14 protein-coding genes are annotated in these 16,275 nt (G+C 52.0%); 7 read left to right on the forward strand and 7 right to left on the reverse strand.

Going from position 1 to position 16,275, the window contains the following annotated elements:
• Positions 1-119: 119 nt before the first annotated feature.
• The 3 genes from SNR34_RS23450 to hcp form a co-directional block, all read right to left on the reverse strand.
• Entirely contained in the window at positions 120-1,130 is a 1,011-nt protein-coding gene (locus tag SNR34_RS23450) for a LacI family DNA-binding transcriptional regulator (protein WP_236415778.1), read from the reverse strand.
• Positions 1,131-1,302: 172 nt separating this feature from the next.
• Positions 1,303-2,709 (reverse strand): PTS transporter subunit EIIC, encoded by a 1,407-nt coding sequence (locus SNR34_RS23455; RefSeq protein WP_486180291.1) that lies wholly within the window; start codon positions 2,707-2,709, stop codon positions 1,303-1,305.
• A 198-nt stretch (positions 2,710-2,907) separates the two neighbouring features.
• Complete coding sequence (gene hcp, locus SNR34_RS23460) at positions 2,908-4,200, reverse strand: hydroxylamine reductase (RefSeq protein ID WP_486180292.1); 1,293 nt, start codon at positions 4,198-4,200, stop codon at positions 2,908-2,910.
• A 273-nt stretch (positions 4,201-4,473) separates the two neighbouring features.
• Between hcp and SNR34_RS23465 the strand changes: the two genes are divergently transcribed.
• Positions 4,474-4,854, forward strand: coding sequence for a BlaI/MecI/CopY family transcriptional regulator (locus SNR34_RS23465; RefSeq protein WP_236415774.1), 381 nt, complete (start codon positions 4,474-4,476; stop codon positions 4,852-4,854).
• Positions 4,851-6,404 carry a M56 family metallopeptidase gene (locus SNR34_RS23470; protein ID WP_486180293.1) on the forward strand — a complete coding sequence of 518 codons (1,554 nt, stop codon included), beginning with the start codon at positions 4,851-4,853 and terminating at the stop codon, positions 6,402-6,404. Before SNR34_RS23465 ends, SNR34_RS23470 begins: the two co-directional genes overlap by 4 nt.
• Before the next feature lie 72 nt (positions 6,405-6,476).
• Here the strand turns inward: SNR34_RS23470 and SNR34_RS23475 are convergent, their stop codons facing one another.
• Positions 6,477-6,866: a VOC family protein gene (locus tag SNR34_RS23475; protein WP_236415772.1), complete on the reverse strand. Its 390-nt coding sequence runs from the start codon at positions 6,864-6,866 to the stop codon at positions 6,477-6,479.
• A 257-nt stretch (positions 6,867-7,123) separates the two neighbouring features.
• On the opposite strand from SNR34_RS23475, the gene SNR34_RS23480 reads away from it, so the two are divergent.
• Entirely contained in the window at positions 7,124-8,464 is a 1,341-nt protein-coding gene (locus SNR34_RS23480) for an MFS transporter (RefSeq protein ID WP_343261086.1), read from the forward strand.
• Positions 8,465-8,582: 118 nt separating this feature from the next.
• On the opposite strand, the gene SNR34_RS23485 is transcribed toward SNR34_RS23480, so the two are convergent.
• Both SNR34_RS23485 and SNR34_RS23490 read right to left on the reverse strand, forming a co-directional pair.
• On the reverse strand, positions 8,583-9,248 hold the full coding sequence (locus tag SNR34_RS23485; protein ID WP_236415844.1) for a DUF2625 family protein: 666 nt from the start codon (positions 9,246-9,248) through the stop codon (positions 8,583-8,585).
• A gap of 58 nt (positions 9,249-9,306) precedes the next feature.
• Positions 9,307-9,846 carry an SMI1/KNR4 family protein gene (locus SNR34_RS23490; protein WP_339273976.1) on the reverse strand — a complete coding sequence of 180 codons (540 nt, stop codon included), beginning with the start codon at positions 9,844-9,846 and terminating at the stop codon, positions 9,307-9,309.
• A gap of 264 nt (positions 9,847-10,110) precedes the next feature.
• Here SNR34_RS23490 and SNR34_RS23495 point away from each other — a divergent pair, with 264 nt between their 5' ends.
• Positions 10,111-11,322: an MFS transporter gene (locus tag SNR34_RS23495; protein WP_486180294.1), complete on the forward strand. Its 1,212-nt coding sequence runs from the start codon at positions 10,111-10,113 to the stop codon at positions 11,320-11,322.
• Positions 11,319-11,894, forward strand: a complete 576-nt coding sequence (locus tag SNR34_RS23500; protein ID WP_339273978.1) for a TetR/AcrR family transcriptional regulator — start codon at positions 11,319-11,321, stop codon at positions 11,892-11,894. The genes SNR34_RS23495 and SNR34_RS23500 overlap by 4 nt, the downstream gene beginning before the upstream one ends.
• A 64-nt stretch (positions 11,895-11,958) precedes the next feature.
• On the opposite strand, the gene SNR34_RS23505 is transcribed toward SNR34_RS23500, so the two are convergent.
• Positions 11,959-13,590 (reverse strand): DUF1593 domain-containing protein, encoded by a 1,632-nt coding sequence (locus SNR34_RS23505; RefSeq protein ID WP_486180295.1) that lies wholly within the window; start codon positions 13,588-13,590, stop codon positions 11,959-11,961.
• Between the two features lie 414 nt (positions 13,591-14,004).
• On the opposite strand from SNR34_RS23505, the gene SNR34_RS23510 reads away from it, so the two are divergent.
• Positions 14,005-14,568 (forward strand): DUF1697 domain-containing protein, encoded by a 564-nt coding sequence (locus SNR34_RS23510; RefSeq protein WP_236415766.1) that lies wholly within the window; start codon positions 14,005-14,007, stop codon positions 14,566-14,568.
• A gap of 117 nt (positions 14,569-14,685) precedes the next feature.
• Positions 14,686-16,272, forward strand: coding sequence for a choice-of-anchor I domain-containing protein (locus SNR34_RS23515; protein WP_486180296.1), 1,587 nt, complete (start codon positions 14,686-14,688; stop codon positions 16,270-16,272).
• Positions 16,273-16,275 lie beyond the last annotated feature (3 nt).

Genomic DNA, 16,275 nt, shown 5'->3' on the forward strand with positions numbered 1-16,275 from the left:
TCCAGATTGTTCTGCCTCTCCGTTAACGTGTGCATCTTTTTTGCGGTTTATATCCTTTCCTTATCCCTGACATGAAAGCGTTTACCATTTTGCCAAAGGAGGCCCTCTTATCGCGAGGGTTACTCCCGTGCCATCTTGATCTGCGTGGAATTGCGCACGACCAGCTCGCCCGGCAGCTTTTCATGACGGCCTTTCTCGTCTTTCTCGATCATGCGAATCAGATCGTTCACGACGAGCATCCCTTGTCTTGCAATTTGGTTGCGTACCGTTGTGAGCGGAGGCGTGAAATACTGTGCAATGTCGATATCGTCGAATCCAACGACGCTGACGTCTCCCGGAATGTCGTAGCCAAGCGACTTCAGCGCACGCATCGCTCCGATGGCGCTCAAGTCATTGCCTGCTAGGAACGCGTCAGGCAGCTTGCCGGCATGCACGTTAACGAATGATTTGACTGCGCCGTACGAGCTTTCTTCCTCGAAGTATCCCTGCAAAATGTAATCCTCATCCTGCGGCAGATTGTAATCGCGCAAAGCATCCAAGTAACCGGCCTTCCGCTGCTCGCTGTCGAACATCGTTTCAACGCCGGAAATGTAGGCGATTTTTTTGTGCCCGAGGCTGATCAAATATTTCGTGGCCTCATACGCATCGACATAGGAATCGAAGATGATGCTGCCCATCGATTCGCTCTGGATTTCGCGGTCCAGGAACATGGCCTTGACCCGGTTTTGCTCCATGACGGCAATGTCGTTTTCATTCACCCGCATCTCCTCGTACACGATGACTCCGTCCACGCGTCCGCCCAATATGTTGCTCATGATGACCTGCTTATCCTTCGTTACGAAGATGTTCAGCCCGTATCCATGGCGGTCGCATTCGCGGGACATCGTCTCGACGAGCGTATAGAAATATGGCCCCGACACACTGGTCGTGAAAAAGCCGAGCATTTTCGATTTGCCGGATTTCAGCAGCTTGCCGTTGATGTTCGGTACATAATTCAACCGTTTCGCCACGTCGAGAATATGCGATTTGGTCTCGGGATTCAGCACGTCCACGCCATTAAGCGCATTGGAGACCGTAGAGATGGACACGCCGGCTTCCTTTGCTACATCTTTGATCGTTACCTTTCTCATCTGCGACTTCCTTTTTATAAAAACGTTTTTATGGAATGAATATACTATACAAGCGTTTTCATGGCAATCCTTTTTTTCGTACACATCGATTTTTTTTCAGGAAAACTCTCTCGCAAAAATGAAAAAGGCTGCACCAAATGATCTTATCTCATCTGGAGCAGCCCTTCTTTTATTACTTATTTCGAGGTTGAACGTTCCTGCCCAGCAGCCAGAAAGCCAGTGCACCGGCCGAAACAAAGGCAAGCGCCATGCCGACGAGCCCTTGCAGCAAATTCAGGCTGCCTTCTTCGATCCACAAAGGGAGTTCAAGCAGCCCGAGCGTACTGCCCAGCGCAAACGTCTTTACCTTCAGCAGTCCCATGTACAAGCCGCCAACCGCGCCTCCCGCAAGGGCCGAAACAAAAGCGGCTCGCCGCCTCATGTTTACGGCATACATCGCGGGTTCGATAAAACCAATCAGCGCTGTGCCAGCAGCCCAGTAGGCAAGCCTCCTGTGATCAGACTTGCGCTCGCGCAATGCAGCGGCCATGGCCGCTCCAGCCTGTCCCATCACAGCCACCGTGAAAGCCGGCAATAACATCATGGAACCATTCGTGACCAATTCACTGATCAAAATCGGAACAACCGCAAATTGCATCCCCAGCAGCATCAACAACGCGTAGAACGCACCGACAAGAACGATCGTGAGCACTGGAGTCTTATCCATCATCGAAGTGATGGTTTCCGTCAAATGGTTCTGCGCATACATGCCAATGGGACCTAACACAAGCAGCATGACCGGGATCATCACCAGTAACGCCAGCGCGGCGGGCAAAACGCCTTGAAGCTCCTTCGGCAATACGCGCCCCAGCGCTCGTTCGATCCATGCAGCGCCCACTACCGCCAGAATGACCCACAGAGGGGCCGTATAGAATGATGACACCGGGACAAGATCAACGCCAAACAGACTGAATGCCTGCTCCCCGCTCATCACTCCTGCCACGGTTGGATACAAAGTAAAAACACCAATGCCAGCCGCTGCGTATGGATTGCTGTTCATCCTCCGAGCCGTACTGAACGCGACCAACACAGGCAAAAAATAAATCAAAGCGTCCGCTATGCTGCTAAATACGATGTATACCGTGCTATTCATATCCACAATATCCGTCACATCAAGCGTATCCAGTAACACAAACGTCAAAAGCACGAACTTGATCAAGAGCACTCCCAAAAGAGCAGGCATTAAAGGCCTGAATACGTCGGAAACAAAATGCATGATCGAAAAAGGTTTCCTTCTTTTTCCCGTTCGCCCCGCTTCTTGCGACCCAATGGCGTTTGCATGATCCTCCCCTTCAATACCCAGGAATGCCGACAAAGCTTGATATCCATCTGATGCCTCGTCCCGAAGTACGATCTGTGCGCCGCTTTTGCTTGCGTGAATCTCTGCCTCCATCTCGGCGACATCCATCGCCGACAGATTCATGTCGCTACTACGCTTTAACTCTACAACGGTTTTGCCGTTCTCGTGCTTGACTTGCTTGATGTTCTCCATTCCTCCTGCGAGTCGTAAAACGGAGTCCATCAGTACTCTGTCATTCATATGTACAATCTCCTTATGCTGCGGTAAAACCGAGTTTTGTGAAGCTACTATTCTATATACACATTTCCACAAAAAAACTTCAATAGGCAATATAAACTAATTTCCCTTTTATGAGTATTCGCATATATTCAGAAAAAAAGAGCTGTACATTTGCCCAAGATGGCAAACATACAGCCCTGTTCAACGGGTGAAAACCGACTACGACAATGCCAACATGGCGTTCATGTCTTCCTCTGCTGTCGTTATCAGTTTAAGTCCAAACATGTCGACGAGCACGTCGAGCACGCCTTGCGAGATGAATTCCGGCGGCTTCGGTCCGATCCGGATATCCTGAATGCCCAGGCTGAACAGTCCCAGCAAAATGGCCACGGCTTTTTGCTCGAACCAGGACAATACGATGCTGACCGGCAGCTCGTTCACGGTGCAGCCGAAGGCATCGGCGAGGGCAAGCGCGATTTTGACCGTCGAACCGGAATTGTTGCATTGGCCCAGATCGATATAACGCGGAATGCCTGTGTCGCCAACCGTCCCGTAATCCACGTCGTTGAAGCGGAATTTACCGCAAGAGGTCGTCAAAATCACCGTATCGTTCGGCAGGCTCGTTGCCAGTTCCCGATAATAGTTTCCGCCTTTGCCCGGCGCATCGCAGCCTGCAATGACGAAGAAGCGGCGAATATGCCCGTCTTTAACCGCTTGAATGATTTCGGGAGCCAGACCGATGACCGTTTCGTGGTGATATCCTGTCGTCAATACCTGCTCCGACTGTACATCTGCCGCGGGCAAGGACAAAGCACGCTCGATCAGCGGCGCGAAGTCGTCATTCACGATTTTGGTCACGCCCTCCAGTCCGGCAACCTCGTAGGAGAAAAAGCGGTCCGCGTAACTGCCCTTGATCGGCATAACGCAGTTCGTGGTGGCCAGAATGGCGCCCGGGAACTGCTCGAACAGCCTGCGCTGGTCATACCATGCTTTGCCGATGTTGCCTTTCAAATGGGCATATTTCTTGAGCGCGGGATAACCGTGCGCCGGCAGCATCTCCGAATGGGTATAAATGTTGATGCCTGTTCCTTCCGTCTGGCGCAGCAATTCTTCCAGCGCATATAGATTGTGCCCTGTCACGACGATGCACTGTCCTTCGATCCGGTTCTGGCTGACGGTAATCGGCTGCGGGATGCCGAAACGGTCCGTATGGGCGCGATCCAGCACATCCATAATACGTATGGCCGCATTCCCTACCCTCATTGCCATGTCCAGATGTTCCTGCACGTTGAAATTCGAGTTCGTTAACGTCATATATAACGCTTCATGCGTAACACGGTTTACCTCGGGGTCTTCATAACCCAGCTGTCTGGCATGCGTGGCATATGCTGCGATTCCCTTCAACGCAAAGATCATCGTATCCTGCAGGCTGGCAATCGTCTCGTCTTTGCCGCACACCCCGATCACCTTGCAGCCGCCCGTTGGTGTCTGCTCGCACTGGTAACAAAACATAACATTCCCTCCATGCATGATCAGTCTGTTTTTCTCCCATTCAGGGTAACAGACAACGACACGGGCAAGTGTGACGGCGCACACATTTACCAATCATTTTCCATGCCGTTCCCAAGATCAGCCGGGACGCTTTTTTCGTTCCAACGATCATTTATTGAGCAGCTTTATGCCAGAGGGTCAATGCCCTCGTTGACAATTAACGATTACATGTGTAATCTATTCACTAGCGACAATTGATTACATATGTAATCGAAGAAAGAAGGATGATCATCCATGAAGAAACTCCCTCGTATTTCGGAAGCGGAATGGGAAGTGATGAAGGTGTTATGGAGCAGGTCTCCTGCATCCGCCCAGGAAGTCATTGAACGACTCAACCCTGAATCATCTTGGAAGCCGGCCACCGTGAAAACCTTGATCAGCCGCTTGCTCAAGAAGGAAGTGATCGGATTCGAACAGGAGGGAAAGAGTTACCTCTATTATCCGCTGGTCAGTGAAGAGGAGTGTCAGCGGGCAGAGAGCCATTCATTCCTTGAGCGACTGTACGGAGGGGCCATAAAGCCGATGCTAGTCCAATTTCTCAAAGAGGAGAAGCTGTCCCGCGAGGAAATCGAAGAGTTGAAGCGGATCCTCGACGAGAGGAAGGGCTCATCATGAATGCCATCGCTGCGTGGATACCCTCCTTTGTAAAGTGGGTCATTGAGACCTCGTTCATGGCAACCGTGATGGCCATTCTTATTTTGGCGATCCGAATGGTGCTGAAGCATCGTTTGCCGATCAAATGGCAATACGGGATGTGGTTTGTGTTGATGGCAAGAATGATCCTTCCTTGGGCACCTGAGAGCGGTATGAGCATGTATAACATGTTCCCGTTCTTGGAACGGCAAACTCCCGTAGCGATTATGAATCCCGTGCAGGACATATCCGGAGGACTGCCGCCCATGCAGACATTGTCGCCGCCGAATAGAGAAGCGAACGACGCATCCGAGATCCCTTCAAACATTGGAATTCCAACGCTGGATCTCGTCATGTTCATCCTATGGGCAGCCGGCTCACTCGCCCTTGTCGGAACCCTGTTCAAGGCGAATCGGGATTATGGACGACGACTTGGAAAGGCGCAACCTATGCCCGCCGAGTCCGATCTCGTCCGGCTGCTGGACCGATGCAAAGACGAACTGGGAATCAGACGCCGCGTTCCGCTTCTTGTTTCGGCCGAGGTGGACGGGCCGAGTTTGTACGGACTCGTGCGCCCCCGAATTTTGCTGCCCGCCCATAGCCCTGAGACGTTTGGCTCCAAGGAATTGCGTTATATCTTCCTGCATGAGCTGGTGCACTTGAAACGCAAAGACATCGCAGCCAATGTGATGATGACCGCATTGCTCCTTGTACAGTGGTTTAACCCGATTCTTTGGTATGCCTATCGTAAAATGCGGGAAGATCAAGAGCTGTCGTGCGATGCGGCGGCCATCTCACATATCGGCGCGGGCGAAGTACAGGACTACGGCTACACCATCGTTAAACTGCTTGAGCGCAACGTTTCGCGTCCTGTGCCACTGCTGGCTGCCACCAAGTTTTCGCCGAAACTACCCCAACTGAAGAGGAGAGTTACGATGATTGCAACATTCAAAAAACATTCAATAAAGTGGACCGCTGCCGGATTCGTCCTTATTCTGCTGTTAGTTTCCGTGTCGCTCACAAACGCCAGAGCTGAAGAGGCAAACCCTGCCTTGATGAGAGAGCTCGCCGAAATGGAACAAGCGAATGCGCCTCTTCTTAAGACGGTTGACCCCGCCATTCGCGGCCAGGTTGAAGACACCATCCGTGAGGTGATGACCGATCTTGGCATGGCGCTGCCATTAAAGAGAGCAGAGCATGTTCCGAATTCGAACCAATGGTTTCTCGAGTTCGAAGGCGATGGAACCGGAATGACGTCGCTGTGGGTAAACGATGAGACAGGCAAGTTCGAGAACGCTTCGATCGGAATCGATTTGTCCCAGGATCGCTTGGAAGCTGCGCTGATGCATCAATACGAGCAAGCTTTGAAGAAGCAGGGCTACGCTAAACAAGCGGATATTTCGGTGCATCGCGTCATCGACAATATGCTGGAGAACGGCCCGTATCAGGTCCAGACCAACATAACAGATGCGAATACGCAGGTTGTTTTTTTGGACGGGAAGATCATCCAATTTATCGCAGATGGCTCTTAACAGCACAACGAGCGAGCACCTTGCATCCACAACGATTAAGCGCTACTGCGGCGCTTTTTTTCGTTCCAACGATCATTTATCGAGCAGCTTTATGCCAAAGGCAATCCATCTGCCGTCAATGTCCTCGACGACAAAATCGCGGTTCGCATAATCGGTTTGCCTCAACTCCCGAACAATGCGGACATCGGCTTGTTTGAATTCATGCTGCAGAGCTTCCTGATTACGGGTGATAAAATAAGCGTCATACCCATAGCCATATAACTCCCTGTTCGGAATCACCCTTTGCCCGTTTGACATGGTCAAAATGACCTCGGTAGCATCCCGGTACAAGCAAATATGCGGCTCCTCTGTATGCAAATATTCATAGGCCCGGAAACCGAGTTTTTGCACATAAAATGCTGCAGTACGTTTGATATCGGTTGTCGGAAAAACCGAATGCGACATCAACAAATCGTGACTCATTTTCATTTCTCCTTTATGTAATACTTCCATTTCGTAAATATACCGCCCCTCCATCGTATATACCTGTCCGGGACAGCGTCCATGCCAAACATGATTATGAGCCATCTTTACCAGCCTGCATTTTAATTATGACATTATTGCCATATATAAATTTCAAGGTTACAATGAATTATTAGAATCGCGGCAGCCTGCAGGTTCGTTTGATTCATAGGCTGCCTTTGCGAACATACTATAGAAAAACAGACAGGAAGGATCCAATGAAAGACAAAATCGTCATGCCGCTATGGACATGCTGCCTCTTCATCGTGGTCATGAACACTACCATGTTTAACGTTTCCCTGCCCGTGATCATTCAGGATTTGCACATCACCTCGGATCTTGGGTCGTGGGTTATTTCGAGTTATTCTATCGGCTATGCGCTCTCTACCGTTATTTTCAGCCGACTCTCCGACCATGTGCCTGTACGCAAACTGGTTACGGTTGGACTGATCATCCTCGGTTGTTCATCCGTGCTGGGACTGTTCGCCCACAATTTCACCCTGTTATTGATCACGCGCATCCTGCAATCGGCAGGAGCCGGAGTCATGGCCGGACTGGGTTTGGTCATCGCGAGCCGTTATGTTCCGGTGGAGCGCAGGGGCGCCGCCATCGCGATGATTTCGTCCGGGAGCGCCATGGCCTTCGGACTTGGCCCGATTGTCGGCGGACTTGTCAGTGAATACTTGGGCTGGAACGGACTGTTTGCGATTACCGTGCTGGTGCTTGCGGCCTTGCCGTTTTTGCTGCGTTTTTTGCCGCGAGAAACGATTCGGGCCGAAAAATCGTTCGATATCACCGGTGCAGCACTTACCGTAGTGAACGCCACGACGGTGCTTGTGGCCGTGACGCAGCAGTCGTTGATCTGGCTGCTCATCGGCCTGGTTTCGCTCGCCGTGCATATTGCTTATATCCGCAAAGCAAACGGCTCGTTCATCAATCGTGAGGTGTTTGCAACCAAAGGTTATTCCCGCCTGCTGATCATCGGCTTTTGCGTGCTGATCGTCAATCTGGGTAATCTGTTCCTGATGCCGCTTGTGCTTGCCGACCTGTTCGGACGCTCGTCGCTGGCGATTGGACTGCTGATTGCTCCAGGAGCGATCGTTGCGACATTCCTGGCGCGGTTTGTCGGCCGCTGGATTGATCGTTTCGGAAACATGCGCTTCCTGATCATCGGCCATATATTGCTTGCCAGTGTATTGCTTTTATACGTATTCGGGTTGAAATATTCGGCCTTGATCATCACCGTGGGTTACTTGTTTTTCTCCCCTGCATTGTCGGCCTCCATCGCCTCAATGAACAACGAGGCTTCACGGGTGCTGCCCAAAGCGCGGATCGGTGCCGGCATGGGTCTTCTGCAATTGATCCAGTTTTTCGGCGGCTCTCTCTCCGTGGCTGTCTGCGGGCTGCTGCTGCACAGCTTTCCGGGGGTCCCGGTGAAAGAAGCCTATCCTTACGTGTACGGCTGCCTGCTGCTCGTTTGCCTGATTTCGCTCACGCTTGTGCTTCTCTACGCTCGCTCTACGCGCAGTAATTCAGCAGCATCCGCAGCTGCAAACTGACACCTCCCTATAAGGCACGATCCAGAAAATCGAATGCATCAACACCGGTCATGCCGCATATAGCAAAAAAGGTCCGCTTCAACAGCGGGCCTTTTCCCATTTTCATATTAAATAATAATCACGGAGACGGTTTCGCGGACAAAGCGGTTTTCCATGCCTCCGTGACGGAAACAGGAGCTTTGGTGCTATTCTCGCCTCCACCCTCTTTCGACCAAAGCGGCGGATAATAGGCAAATACTTCGCCTGGCCGGAGCTGCCCCATCGTATCCTGCCAGTCATTCCAACGAAACGTCTCGTAAAACTGCTGCAAATTTCCGTTGGCCAGCCAATGGATGAACCCTGAATAGGCCAGCTCCGTCGATTCCCATTCCATCGTGTCCGGCGCAAAATAATAGATATGACCGGTGCGTCCGAACCTGCCCGTATCGAGCGCAAAAAATCCGCCTGCCGCATCATAAGCCACCACCAACACGCCCGGTAACGCCGGAACGGTAGACTGCTCGTCCAATCCGTTCCAGAATGTCAGGCTGCCGTAGCTGCCTTCGCCTCCGGAACCAAGCAACGTGATCCAGCCATGGTCGAATCGCATTCCCCCGGTCTCATACGCTACGGTACCCAAATAAGAACGGGTGCTGACTTGCAGCCGCACAAGCGTTTCTTCTGCCGCTTCGCGCCGTGCAGGGACGTAGTTCCATGTATTCTCGCCGCTGTCCAGCAGCTCCCGCAATTCCTCCCAGGCGTGATGCTCCCGATCATATAGCTGATCCGCATTCAATGCATCCATCATAAAACTCCTTTCATGCGTCAAAACTTGCGTTGATGACGTTCATGTACAATATTCCTTACAGCTCAATCGCCTGTTTGCTGCGGCACAGCTCAGGCAGCGAGGTCGCAACCTGCACGCCATCTTCGTAACTCAAATTGCCCGAATGGGCCATCAAAATGGGGTATTCCCCCTTAACCGCCGCTGACCGCATATCGAACATGTAGTGATTGCCGTTTCCGTCCAAGGCAAAGGATACGGCACCCGGCATATACTCCGGCAGTTCGTATGCCAGGTTCATTTCCCTGAAATCCGCCGTGCCAAAAAGCTGAAAGTAACGCTCCCCGTTCTGAAACTCGCCGCCATTGGAGAACAGCAGCAGTTCGATATAACTTTCCGGCAGCATCCTCTCGGGGAACGACCAATCCGCCGGATCAGGCCGTCCTCCATGGACATGCAGCGCGGGCATGCTCGCCAAAAGCTTCTCCCGCCCTGCCCGAATCTCTCCGACCTCCTCTTCGTTCAGCCGGGCATTCCACTGTCCCAAAAATTGCTCGAGCTCTGCCTTCGACGCCCCCGGCTGCCTGGACCACTCATGTTCAAATACATCGCTCCACATGCTCGTCCCTCCTTCTCCTGCACATTTGGCATGCACCAAGAAAACGCAGCATACATCTTGGGCCGCCATTCGTTCTTTCCCTTTTTTACCATTCCGACTATGAGCATATCACGGCCTTTTTCCCCGTTCAAACCCTGTCCATCTTTCCGTTCGTCCCGTAAGAAAAAACAAAAAGTCTGTTCGCACCCTTTACAATCTGACCATCGTCAGGTAATATCAATAAATCATGCCGCGCGGCAACAATAAAAAAGACGGAGGTTAAACATGGTTACCCTGACTCATAACAAAACGAATGCACGATTATGGGGAAAATCGTTCATTTTCATCATGCTGGCCAACGCCCTGCTGTTCATGGCCTTCGAAATGCTGCTCCCTACCTTGCCGCTGTTCGTATCAAGCTTGGGTGGTGACGCATCGCAGATCGGACTCGTCACAGGCATCTTCATGTTTTCGGCAATCCTGGTCCGCCCTTTCACCGCAATCCTGGCAACCAAATGGAATAAAAAAATGCTGCTCATCGCAGGCATCGCCATCTGCGCACTGGTTACCGGTTCATACTACCTCGCGTCAGGCATCGGCATGATTTTGCTGCTCCGGGTCATTCATGGCTTTGGCTTCGGACTCGCGACAACATACTTCGCAACCATTGCCACCGAGAACATTCCCAAGCAGCGCCGGGGTGAAGGCATGGGTTACTTCGGCGTCGGCGAGACGGTGGCCATTTCCGTCGGCCCCTTGATCGGAACGAGCCTGCTGCTGCAATTCAACTACCAAAGCCTGTTTATGGGCGGCATGTGCATTTTGCTGCTGGCGCTGCTCATGACCGTGTTTGTATCCCGAAAACCGGTGCAGCAAAATGATTCTCAAACGTCGGAGACGCCTCATACAGCCGTCAAACTCATCGAAAAAAAGGTGCTGTTCCCCTCTATTCTCATCATGCTGGTCGGTATTGCGGCAGGTTCGATCATGTCGTTTGTCGCGTTGTTCGCTGAAGAAAAAGGCTTTACGCAGGTCGCCTGGTTTTTCTTCGTCATCGCCATCGCCAGCTTTGTCGTCCGGCTGTTTTCCGGCAAAATGTTTGACCGGCTGGGGCCCGGCTCTGTGCTCGTGCCATCGGCCGTCTTCGCCATCGCAGGCTTGTCGGTGCTGACCCTCGCGCAAAATGACGTGCACTTCCTCGTCGCCGGCGCGTTGTACGGCTTCGGGTTTGGAGCCATTTTCCCCGCGATCCAGACGTGGTGCGTAAATTTGGTGGAAGAGCATGAGCATGAAAATGCCATGGCATCGTTTTTCAACTTTTTCGATCTCGGCATCGGCGGCGGCTCGCTCGTACTGGGTATGTTGGCATCTGCATTTTCTTATACGTTGGTGTATGATATAGCCATAGGCATCTTCGTGGTGTACATCTTGCTGTACGTCATGTACGCCCGAAGACGGCGCCAAACGACCCATCATTCACTGGAGGCAGACATTTGAGCAAACAACGAATCAAGGATATTGCCATACAACATTTTATCCGCTTCGGGTACGAGGGCACCAAAATGGCCCAGATTGCCGAGGAAACCGGGATTCGCAAACAATCCCTTTCCTACCATTTTGCATCCAAAAAAGCGCTGCTTGTGGAAATTTACGAGGAAGTGGTACAGGAAGAGCAGCAGTTCGTGCGCGAGTTTTTCGCTCAATCGGCAGGGCAGACCCTGGAACAGCAGCTGCACTCGTTTTTGCAGGAGCATAAAAATCGTTTCCTCACGCATCCCAACGTGGCTTTTATGTACATTCTGTCTTTCATTACGCCCTTGGAAGTCCATGACTTCGTGCTGGCTCAGTACCGGACCTATCTGCGCACGCTCAAGGAAGAACTTGCTGGCGTGTTCGTGCAGCACCCTGACATTCGCCTGAGTCCCGAGGAAGCGACCGTCGCTTTTGTCACGCTGATGGACGGCCTTGACGTTCAGCTCGTGTACGAAACGCGGCAATCTTTCGAACAGGCACTCGCCATCGCCTGGAACGTGTTCTGGACCGGCATCCAGCGGAGCATTTCTTCCTGAACGACAAAGAGCCTTCTCCCTAGGGAAAGGCTTCTTTGTCGTTTGCGCTGCCAACTAACGATTATTATTTAACCGTCAGAATGACGCGTTGGTACCGTTTCAACTGATGTTTGCCGTTATCCTGAACCTCGGCTACGATATGGATCGTATCGCCTGCCTTGGCATCTTGGGGCACGGTAAAGGTAACCGTGTCGGTGTCGCTGCCTTGCAACTTGATCGTGTCGATTTTCTCGTCTTTGCCGACCTCGCGATGCAAGCCCAGCAGCAGGTTTCCGGCTTTCTCTTCCACGACCTTATTCTCCACCGGGGAATCCTGATACGTATCGGCTTCGGCGTATCTCCACCATGTATACGTAAGTTGGTCCCCATCCGGGTCCGTACCTTCCGCATGCAGCGTCACCTGTTCGCCAGGGCTTGCTTTCAAGTCGATGCCTTCCTTGACGGTCAGCGCCGGATTATGGTTTGCGCCTTCGAACGTGTCTGCAGCGGCCCAATCGGCACGTGCGGCAAAGTCATCCTGAATGTCGTCAAACCATCTCATCAGGGAATATTCCGCTTCGTAACGTTTGGTGTACGGATCGTAATCCAGCACGTTGTTGCGGAACAGCTTGTCATTCACGACGCCGAAGCGTCCGCCCCAGCCGCCGTAGGAAGGATCCTCCATGCTGCGCAGGCCGTTATCGATCAAATAGAAGAAGGACGGGGAGTCCCCTTCGGAAATAAAGTCGTATTTTGCATACTGCGGGTTCTTCTTGATATACTCCGGATCTCCGCGCTGCTCTTCAGGCAGCTCGCCTTCGATCATTTTGCCGTCGGCCATCGTTGCATACATGTCCAACAGCTTGCCATGCCCGGTCAACAGGTTTTCTTTCATCCAGTCGCCGTGCAGCTTGCCATTGACTTCCTCGGCATGCATTTTCCATGCATAAGCGAAGTGCCAGAAGTTCGATTGATCGTTCAGGATGCGGATGTCCGGCCAGCTTTTGGCGATGTAATCGTTATAGCTGTCATCCTGGTCAAGAATGATGTAGAGCACCAGTTTGTCGCTGACTTTTTTGCGAATGTCATCCCACTCGTCCGTGCCTTTATATTGATCCTCAATCGATTTGAGCGCACGGGCCGTCGTATTGGTCCCGCCCCACGTTTGCACGTACAGATCACGCTGATCGTCGTCGAGGAACAATGTTTTCAGAAATTCGGAGCCTTCGGTTTCTTTTTCCATTTCGCCTTTGTTGGAGATGTTCCCGATTTTCGTCATGGCGCGCAGATCTTCCGGTTTAGGATAACCGTCCGCATGTTTGATCAGGTTGGGGTAAATTTCGCCATAGGCATCAATCATGTCGTACACCCACTGCGTGCCCGTCCAGCGGAATGGCTTGATTCCCGCATCCGGATCTCCGGCGTAGTGGTACACCGAGCTGGTCAGCACGATGCCTGCCAGGTCCATTTCATTGGAGTACAGCAGGAAGCGAATGACCGAGTTCATATCATCGACTTCGCCGTCGGTCGTAATGACCGTTCTCGCTTTAGCTGCCGTCGTTTGATCCGTTGTTCCCTTGTCTTCATTTTGCCCTTGCTGCGCTGACGGGCTCGGTGTCTCATTGCCCGCCTGCGGCGTTTTGGAGGCGCATCCGCTAATGACCAACGTGCAGATGCAGCATGTGATCAACGTCCTGAGCCACATTGGTTTCTTCATCCTCTTCTCCCTTTCTGCGTTCGACCTGATGTGTGGTGCCGAAGGGTTTTTCTTACAGCCTTTCTTTTAATATCGGCCAAAAAAACAAAAAAACCCGAGTATCTATGCATGCGGACAGAGTCCGTGCACGTGATAATCAGGTTTTGCCTGCGCTAGCAGTCACAATCCTTCGTATGAATAAGACTGTAACACATTTCTGCACAAATGTAAACGTTACCAATGGAAATTTAGTTCGTCATTGCGAATAACGATGGATGGCATTCATTCAAAAAGCGGCTGCAGCATGCCGGCCGGAATCGTGCTGCTTGTTCTGTTTTCTCGGGAAATCCTCCCATTTGGTATACTGTGCATGTAGCAATCTATGATAAAAGAAGGCATACCGGTCCATTCATTGTCGCAGAGGAGGAACCATTTATGATCTATGTTGCATTGCTTCGGGGCATCAATGTCGGGGGCAACAACAAAATCAACATGAAACAACTGAAAGAGACGTTTGAAAAATCAGGCTTCACCGACGTGGTGACCTACATCAACTCCGGTAACATCATCTTTGTTGATCATCGCGAACGAGCCAACGCCCATGCCGAAATCTCCCGCCAGCTTGAACAAGCGATTGCGGACGATTTTGGCTTGCAAATCCCGGTCATCGTGCGGAACATCCATGAAGTCGAAGTGGTCATCAAGGCACTTCCGGAGGACTGGAGCAACGGTGACCAGAGCAAAAGCGACGTTCTGTTCCTCTGGGACGAAATCAATGATGTTTCGGTGTTGGACAAGCTGCCCATCAAACCCGGAATCGGGACGCTGATCTACGTTTCGGGAGCCGTATTATATTCCGTCAGCAGGGAAGATGCCGCCAAAAGCGGCATGAACAAACTCGTCGGCTCCAAGCTCTACAAATTCATTACGGTCCGAAACGTCAATACGACGCGACAAATTTACAAGCTGATGCAAGCGATCGACGAGAAAAAGAATTAACTTTCACTGATTTAACACAACGCGCCCTTTCATTTTACCTGATTTTAACGTTTCCTCGTTAACATGATAAACATCACTATCATATTTCCACACAAACGTTAAAGGGGATCGGTCCATTTGAAAAAGAAGACGCCTTGGCTGGCCATGATGTCCATGTCAGCCATTCTGGCTGCGGGCACGGCAGCTTATGCACCACACACTCATGCATCCGGCACGTCTGAAGCCACTAGCGATCATGTCATTTTGCGTACGGCCATTCAGAACATGCAGGGTGCCGTTACCTGGGACAGCAGCAGCCGCAGCGTCGAGATCCGGATGGACGGCGTCCGCGCACAGCTCCCGGTCGGCTCGGACGCCATCACCATCAATGGTTCAACATTGGCTCTGGACAGCAAGGCGTATCTTCAAAACGGAACCACTTACGTTTCTCCAAATACATTGAAGCAGATCCAGAAGCAGGTGATCGCGGCCCAAAACAACACCGGCTTCGAACTCGCAGCATCGTTTCAAATGCCGAGCGGCAAAGCCGAAATCGCAGCTTCCACCCCTGATGGACAGCGTTTGCTGGTAACCGAAGCGGATGAAGGCAGCATCTCCGTATTGGACATCTCGGATCTGGGCCAAGTGAGCGTACTGCAAACCGTGAGTTTCCATGACCTCTCGCCAAAGGCCGAAGTGACGAGCGTTACGGTATCCAAAGACGGCAAATACGGACTGGCGGTCGTTCGAACCGGCGATACGGACACCGAAGCGAACAAAGGCATTTTGGCCGTTGTTGACCTTGACAGCTATCGTACCGTCAAAACGTACGAGCTCGGCATCGGTCCGGATTCCATCGCGCTTTCGCCGGACGGACAACATGCCGTCATCGCCATCGAAGACGAGGAGATCAACAAAGCCACAGACGAAATCGATTACGCCAACGCCAAACGGCCTGGCAGCATCATGATCGTTTCGTTTGCTGGGGGCAATCCGCTGGAAGGCAAAGTCACGAATGTGCCCGTATCCCTGGAAGATGTGAAAGGCGCAGCCTATCCGCATGATCCGCAGCCCGAATACGTTGCGATTAGCCCTGACAGCAAAACCGCGGCCATCACCCTGCAAGAAAACAATGCCGTGGCCATCGTTGATCTGCAAACCAAAACGCTGAGCACCATTTTTGCTCTCGGCACGACGTCTCACGCGGCAGACCTGAAGGATGACGGCATCGTACAATTTACGGACAGCCTCACTGCACGTTATGAACCGGACGGCGTCGCGTTTACGCCAGACGGAAAGTATATCCTTACCGCCAATGAAGGAGATCTGGGCAAAAACGAATTCGATGACGGCGTGAAGGCGGGCGGACGCGGCATCAGCGTCTGGGATCTGCAAGGGAAACGCGTCTATGACAGCCAAAACCTGATCGATGAAGCGACGGCCAAAGCAGGCCTGTACCCGGATGATCGCAGTCCGAACAAAGGCAGCGAGGTGGAAAACCTGACCGTATCCACGGTGGACGGCCGTACCTATGCCGCCGTTGCGTCCGAACGTGCCGATGCAATCCTTTTCTTCGATCTGACAGACCCTGCGAACCCGGATTATCTCGGACTGATCCGGGCGGCCGGCGAATCCCCTGAAGGCATTCATCGCGTGAATGGCCGCAGTCTGTTCGTCAGCGCGGACGAAAGCACGGGAACGATCAGCTTTTACGAGAAAAAGTAAATA

It is taken from the genome of Paenibacillus sp. XP01 (assembly GCF_057364885.1).

Excerpts from the sequence above, each read along its gene's own strand:
- SNR34_RS23450 (WP_236415778.1), bottom strand. The coding sequence starts at position 1,130 with ATGAGAAAGGTAACGATCAAAGATGTAGCAAAGGAAGCCGGCGTGTCC.
- SNR34_RS23455 (WP_486180291.1), bottom strand. The coding sequence starts at position 2,709 with ATGAATGACAGAGTACTGATGGACTCCGTTTTACGACTCGCAGGAGGA.
- hcp (WP_486180292.1), bottom strand. The coding sequence starts at position 4,200 with ATGTTTTGTTACCAGTGCGAGCAGACACCAACGGGCGGCTGCAAGGTG.
- SNR34_RS23465 (WP_236415774.1), top strand. The coding sequence starts at position 4,474 with ATGAAGAAACTCCCTCGTATTTCGGAAGCGGAATGGGAAGTGATGAAG.
- SNR34_RS23470 (WP_486180293.1), top strand. The coding sequence starts at position 4,851 with ATGAATGCCATCGCTGCGTGGATACCCTCCTTTGTAAAGTGGGTCATT.
- SNR34_RS23475 (WP_236415772.1), bottom strand. The coding sequence starts at position 6,866 with ATGAGTCACGATTTGTTGATGTCGCATTCGGTTTTTCCGACAACCGAT.
- SNR34_RS23480 (WP_343261086.1), top strand. The coding sequence starts at position 7,124 with ATGAAAGACAAAATCGTCATGCCGCTATGGACATGCTGCCTCTTCATC.
- SNR34_RS23485 (WP_236415844.1), bottom strand. The coding sequence starts at position 9,248 with ATGGATGCATTGAATGCGGATCAGCTATATGATCGGGAGCATCACGCC.
- SNR34_RS23490 (WP_339273976.1), bottom strand. The coding sequence starts at position 9,846 with ATGTGGAGCGATGTATTTGAACATGAGTGGTCCAGGCAGCCGGGGGCG.
- SNR34_RS23495 (WP_486180294.1), top strand. The coding sequence starts at position 10,111 with ATGGTTACCCTGACTCATAACAAAACGAATGCACGATTATGGGGAAAA.
- SNR34_RS23505 (WP_486180295.1), bottom strand. The coding sequence starts at position 13,590 with ATGAAGAAACCAATGTGGCTCAGGACGTTGATCACATGCTGCATCTGC.
- SNR34_RS23510 (WP_236415766.1), top strand. The coding sequence starts at position 14,005 with ATGATCTATGTTGCATTGCTTCGGGGCATCAATGTCGGGGGCAACAAC.